Source organism: ANME-2 cluster archaeon, from assembly GCA_014237145.1.
Classification (GTDB): domain Archaea; phylum Halobacteriota; class Methanosarcinia; order Methanosarcinales; family Methanocomedenaceae; genus Methanocomedens_A.
In genome coordinates this window covers 1-5,250 of the sequence record JAAXOC010000094.1, presented here as the reverse complement: position 1 = coordinate 5,250, position 5,250 = coordinate 1, and the positions used below count along the sequence as shown (strand labels likewise).

The following is a 5,250-nucleotide window of genomic DNA, read 5'->3' as shown; positions in this document are numbered from 1 at the left end:
CGAGACAACAACATTGAAGAACGCAGTCACAGATGGAGCAGAATGCACATACGAAGACGAACCGGAAGAACGAGAACAACAAATGAAATGGCCCAATATGGTGCGCTAACAGCAATTTTTTCAAACATTGAGAACAAAATTTATGTAAAAGAGATACTATCGGACGTTAAAGACTTTATTCGAGAAATACAGGACATCACACCTGAAGAGATTCAAAGATCAAGAAAACTGATAAGACCGTACACATGCAAAGAAATGATACATTCCGACACTAAAAGATCAAATATTCTAAAAGAATTCATAGACTTACTTGAAGACGGATACTCAGTTGAAAATTGGCTTTCTAAACTAAATAATTCCAACCCCATAATGACGCCATAGGTTTAAACGGGTGATACGGTTATATATGGATTCAATTACTTTGCAACATTATTTTTACAGTGGCGGCACACGATAGGAAGCCGATGCAACTTCAATAGTTTGTAATTCATAATATGGCGGCTTAAACCATTCAACCAACAGGTTATATATAGTAAAATCTAATGTTAATTATTAACACAATAGGAATGAAATAGTATTATGACAAAGGCTATAGAAGTTGTTTATGAAGATAATGTTTTTAAGCCTCTTGGACCTGTTGAAGGTCTTAAGGAACATGAGAGAATGGTAGCGATATTTTCCCCACGTCCTGTCAAAAAAGGTTTGCATGATATAGTTGGAACAATGACACACGACGAAGCTATTGCAATGCAGAAACTTATTGATGAGGAGTTCGAAAAAATTGAAGGCGAGTGGTAGGTTAGCTGTTGATACTAACGCTGTAATCGCCTACAGAGAAGGTATTTCTGAAGTCTGTACTTTTATAGATGAAGCAGATGTAATTATTTTACCAGTTACTGTTCTGGGTGAACTACTTTATGGCGCTTTAAATAGCGCAAAAACTGAAAAGAATGAACAGGTTATACAAAAATTCGCAGCGTATTCCCTTGTTATGCAGGTTGATGAAGCAGTTGCTACACTTTACGCCAAAGTGCGTTTCAATCTTAAAAAAAACGGAACTCCTATTCCTGAAAATGACATATGGGTTGCAGCAGCATGTTTGGAGCTCGAAGTTCCACTTCTCAGCCGGGATGGTCACTTTAAGCATGTTGAAGGATTAGATGTTTATAACTGGTAAATTACTTCGTTTTTCATTTATTGGTATAGACGACGTTCATGCAAGTCAATTTTTGATAAGCATATGTGCAACACAGATAATATATTTCAACAGCCATATCCACCCATTCCCGGCTCATGGCCAGCAGACATACTCACTCACTCACCCGGCCTAAAATCACTCATTCCCTGGCACTCCAGACCAATACCACATGAACCACCACGGTTGGCTGCACCCTGCCGCCCTTACAGGCAGCGGGTGCAGGGCTCTTATATAAAATATCCATTCCCCGAACCCAGGCTACTCGAAAGTACAGGGCTGGCTGCTGGTTAAGTGCATAGGGAGTGTAGCAGAAGAGGGGCATGTTTCATAGATGAATAGGTGGGGTAAAAGATCATTCAAATGTTAACCACAGAGTTCACAGAGGACACAGAGAATGCTAAAAACGCTCTGTGCTCTAGGTGTGCTATGTGGTTTAAATAACATATAATATATATTTATAAAGCCACTGACTGCGCCTACAACGCTCCCCGGCCAATAACCAGCAGATATACTCACCCACTCACTCACTGTAAAATTACTCCATCCCCCGACCCTCCAAACCGATGCAATATGAACCACCACAGCTGGCTGCTGGTCAGGTACACAGGGGGGCAGCAAGCTCATACGAACGCAGATGTAGTTTTCAGGCAAGTGAACACAATACTTGATAATGTTACAGCAATAAAATGTCTGACAGCCACAAAAAATGATAAAGTATATATGCAATTTTGACACAATTACGTTTAAACTTAAATAATTATGGTGTGTTATGAAATATGTAACAAAACATTGCCCGGTCTGCGGTAAGCAGTTCGTGGTACTCCGGGAGGCGGCGCACAAGGTAGAGTGTTGTACCCTGGGATGCCTGGAAAGGATGGACAGTGGGGTGACTGCCTCCAGGGACGGGGCGGGATCTGATGCACAAAAGTTAGTGAATAAGCATGTTTCAGATATCTAGAAAATGTTTACGAGGAATATCCAGGTAAAAATCGCTATCAACACTGGTACCCGCCTGGAGATTACAAGGATGAGCCCGGTGATGCATGAGGGTAAGAGGCAGGGGGTTGGGCATTTAATGCAACATGACAGGTTGGGGAACTCGGATGATATGAGCGGGTATGGTTTGATGAACTGGAACATCCTCTGGAAAATACGATAAGGAATAAACAGGATCGTCTGTCAGAAGATGACAACACATATTTTAAAATGTTTGATATAATACCAAACTAAATGAATGAAATAAAATTAATTGAGCTGATAATTCATGGATGAGCATATTGAAGGTATAAAAACCAAAAACCTGCGAGTTATCCCTGATGAACGGGGCTGGCTTATGGAGATACTACGCAATGATGATGATATTTACCAGCAGTTCGGCCAGGTATATATTACTACAGCATATCCAGGAGTCGTGAAAGGTTGGCACTACCACAAAAAACAGACAGACAACTTCACCTGTGTCTCTGGTATGATGAAGGTAGCATTATATGATGCCAGGGAAGACTCTGATACAAATGGTAATATAATGGAATTCTTTATCGGGGAGAAGAATCCCATCTTGATCAGCGTACCTCCTGGGGTCTACCACGGTTTCAAGGGTGTTGGTACCCAAACCGCCTTTTTCTTAAGTGTGCCAACTCTTCCCTATAATTACCAGGAGCCCGATGAGTACAGGCTTCCACCAGATACTAAAGAGATCCCTTACGACTGGGGACTGGATCCCAGCTTAAAACACGGATAAGGGCTATTATGAAGATCCTGGTAACGGGTGGGTCTGGATTCATCGGAAGCAATTATATCCGGATGATGTTCAAACGCTACCCGGATACCAGGATCACTAATCTTGATAAACTCACATATGCGGGAAACCCGGATAACCTGCAAGATATCACGAATCCGGGATATACGTTCATTAAAGGTGATATCTGCGATCCTGGTGTGGTCAATAAAGCTATGGAAGGAACGGATGCAGTTGTCCATTTCGCTGCCGAGAGCCATGTTGACCGTTCCATCAAGGATGGTTCTGTATTTGTCACAACAAATGTACTGGGCACAAATACCTTACTGAACTGTGCTTTGCAATCAGGTGTGAATAAGTTCATCCATGTGTCCACTGATGAGGTTTACGGGAGCATTGATGAAGGTTCCTTTTCCGAGGAAGACCCACTTGAACCGTCAAGTCCGTATTCTGCCAGTAAGGCAGGATCAGACCTGTTGGCAATGTCGTACTATATCACCTACGGGTTGCCTGTGACTATAACCAGGTGCACGAATAATTTCGGGCCGTACCAATATCCTGAAAAATTGATACCCCTGTTCATCACCAACCTGATGGAAGGGAAAAAGGTGCCTGTATATGGCACCGGATTGAATGTGAGGGACTGGATCTTTGTGGATGACCACTGCTTGGGAATTGATTTCGTATTCAACCACGGGCGAAGTGGAGATATCTATAATATCGGCGGCGGAAGTGAATTGACCAATCTAGAGATCACACATAGGATACTGGAGATGCTGGGACGGGATGAATCCAGCATAGAGTTTGTGGAGGATCGGAAAGGTCATGACCTGCGATATTCCCTGGACTGCACGAAATTAAGGGGGATGGGCTGGAAACCTGGATATGATTTTGATAAGGCACTAAAATCCACTGTGAAATGGTATATGGAGAACAGATGGTGGTGGGAACCGTTAAAACAGTGATATTTGGTGCTTACGGGATGTTGGGGCATGACCTGCAGCAGGTGTTCCCTGAGGCTGCACTGTTTGGCAGAGCGGACCTTGATATTACCGACACCGCACAGGTGAAACAAGCCATCCGGGAGACGGGACCCGATGTGGTGATCAATGCGGCAGCTTATACCGATGTGGACGGCTGTGAGGATAATGTGGAGCATGCCTGCCAGGTGAACGGTGAAGCCCTTGAACACATCTCACGGGCCTGCCGGAACATGAATGCAAGATTGATCCATTTCAGCACTGATTATGTGTTTGACGGGACCAGGCAGGAATACCTGGAATCGGATGACACTAATCCCATCAATGTCTATGGTCGGTCAAAACTGCTGGGAGAACAGAATATCGTGGAACATATGAATGATTACCTTATCATCAGGACCTCCTGGCTGTTCGGCAGGCATGGCAGGAATTTTGTGGACACTATGCTGGACCTGTCTCCGGGGATGGATGAGGTGAGGGTGGTGGATGACCAGTTCGGCAAGCCCACTTACACGGCAGATCTGGCACAGAAAACGGCTGAGATCATCGGGTTGGGGGCTGGGATATACCATATCACAAACGAAGGGGTATGTTCCTGGTACGAGTTTGCCAGTGCCGTTATTCCTAATATCGTTCCCTGCAGTAGCAATGAGTTTATAAGGAAAGCAAAACGTCCAAAATATTCTGTCCTTGTGAATAGAAAGACCGAACCAATGCGCCACTGGAAGGATGCACTTAAAGATTATCTGAAAACTAAAATCTAGGGTTTATGATGACTATTATAATAGATGTTTTAAAGAAGATCGAAACAATCCTGAACCAGCGGGCAAAGGGTGAGCATATTGATAAGGTCTCTATCTTTAAACAGATGTTGAGGAAGGGAGCCGGATCATATCTTGTGGACCAGTATTCCAGCGGTAGGATTAGTAAGGAAAGATTGGCAAAAATGCTGGAGCTTGAAAAGTATCATGTCAGATCTGGCATCAGTTATGAAAGGTTCAACTGAGGAATTGAAATAGCTGAAAAAAGGTATCCACTTTAAATCAGATGGAAAAAATAATAGCCACAGATAAATATGAACAATGATTTATACAAATTTTATTACCCTACTTTTTGAAAGGGATACGAAAAAAGCATTAAATACAAATGACCTGGTGTCAAGTCAACCATACAATATCGCAAGATATATGATCAGACACGGTTATGTTTTTCAGTTATTTTCAAGACGCTGATTAACGCAGATTAACGCTGATTTAAGGTTGCATCTGCGTAACCTGCACGCCCTTAAGGCGTAGCAGGCATTCACTTCCCACGGAAGTGAATGTATCAGTGTT

General features: G+C 43.0%; 10 protein-coding genes. All 10 read left to right on the top strand.

Going from position 1 to position 5,250, the window contains the following annotated elements; translation table 11 throughout:
• The first annotated feature begins 42 nt into the window (after positions 1–42).
• Positions 43–381 (top strand): hypothetical protein, encoded by a 339-nt coding sequence (locus tag HF974_12390; protein MBC2699108.1) that lies wholly within the window; start codon positions 43–45, stop codon positions 379–381.
• Between the two features lie 198 nt (positions 382–579).
• Complete coding sequence (locus HF974_12385; GenBank protein ID MBC2699107.1) at positions 580–798, top strand: antitoxin family protein; 219 nt, start codon at positions 580–582, stop codon at positions 796–798.
• A complete protein-coding gene (locus tag HF974_12380; protein ID MBC2699106.1) occupies positions 782–1,177 on the top strand; it encodes a type II toxin-antitoxin system VapC family toxin in 396 nt (131 codons plus the stop codon). The genes HF974_12385 and HF974_12380 overlap by 17 nt, the downstream gene beginning before the upstream one ends.
• Positions 1,178–1,768: 591 nt before the next feature.
• On the top strand, positions 1,769–1,930 hold the full coding sequence (locus tag HF974_12375) for a hypothetical protein (GenBank protein ID MBC2699105.1): 162 nt from the start codon (positions 1,769–1,771) through the stop codon (positions 1,928–1,930).
• A gap of 37 nt (positions 1,931–1,967) precedes the next feature.
• On the top strand, positions 1,968–2,156 hold the full coding sequence (locus HF974_12370) for a hypothetical protein (protein MBC2699104.1): 189 nt from the start codon (positions 1,968–1,970) through the stop codon (positions 2,154–2,156).
• Between the two features lie 3 nt (positions 2,157–2,159).
• Positions 2,160–2,357 carry a hypothetical protein gene (locus HF974_12365; GenBank protein ID MBC2699103.1) on the top strand — a complete coding sequence of 66 codons (198 nt, stop codon included), beginning with the start codon at positions 2,160–2,162 and terminating at the stop codon, positions 2,355–2,357.
• Positions 2,358–2,462: 105 nt separating this feature from the next.
• On the top strand, positions 2,463–2,939 hold the full coding sequence (locus tag HF974_12360; GenBank protein MBC2699102.1) for a dTDP-4-dehydrorhamnose 3,5-epimerase: 477 nt from the start codon (positions 2,463–2,465) through the stop codon (positions 2,937–2,939).
• An 8-nt stretch (positions 2,940–2,947) separates the two neighbouring features.
• Positions 2,948–3,901, top strand: coding sequence for a dTDP-glucose 4,6-dehydratase (gene rfbB, locus HF974_12355; protein MBC2699101.1), 954 nt, complete (start codon positions 2,948–2,950; stop codon positions 3,899–3,901).
• Positions 3,874–4,680 (top strand): dTDP-4-dehydrorhamnose reductase, encoded by an 807-nt coding sequence (gene rfbD, locus HF974_12350; protein ID MBC2699100.1) that lies wholly within the window; start codon positions 3,874–3,876, stop codon positions 4,678–4,680. The genes rfbB and rfbD overlap by 28 nt, the downstream gene beginning before the upstream one ends.
• 8 nt (positions 4,681–4,688) lie before the next feature.
• Positions 4,689–4,922, top strand: coding sequence for a hypothetical protein (locus tag HF974_12345; GenBank protein MBC2699099.1), 234 nt, complete (start codon positions 4,689–4,691; stop codon positions 4,920–4,922).
• Positions 4,923–5,250 lie beyond the last annotated feature (328 nt).

Bases quoted from the DNA above. Each gene is read 5' to 3' on its own strand.
- rfbD (MBC2699100.1), top strand. From the start codon at position 3,874: ATGGTGGTGGGAACCGTTAAAACAGTGATATTTGGTGCTTACGGGATG.
- HF974_12375 (MBC2699105.1), top strand. From the start codon at position 1,769: ATGAACCACCACAGCTGGCTGCTGGTCAGGTACACAGGGGGGCAGCAA.
- HF974_12385 (MBC2699107.1), top strand. From the start codon at position 580: ATGACAAAGGCTATAGAAGTTGTTTATGAAGATAATGTTTTTAAGCCT.
- HF974_12370 (MBC2699104.1), top strand. From the start codon at position 1,968: ATGAAATATGTAACAAAACATTGCCCGGTCTGCGGTAAGCAGTTCGTG.
- HF974_12360 (MBC2699102.1), top strand. From the start codon at position 2,463: ATGGATGAGCATATTGAAGGTATAAAAACCAAAAACCTGCGAGTTATC.
- HF974_12365 (MBC2699103.1), top strand. From the start codon at position 2,160: ATGTTTACGAGGAATATCCAGGTAAAAATCGCTATCAACACTGGTACC.
- HF974_12390 (MBC2699108.1), top strand. From the start codon at position 43: ATGCACATACGAAGACGAACCGGAAGAACGAGAACAACAAATGAAATG.
- HF974_12345 (MBC2699099.1), top strand. From the start codon at position 4,689: ATGACTATTATAATAGATGTTTTAAAGAAGATCGAAACAATCCTGAAC.
- rfbB (MBC2699101.1), top strand. From the start codon at position 2,948: ATGAAGATCCTGGTAACGGGTGGGTCTGGATTCATCGGAAGCAATTAT.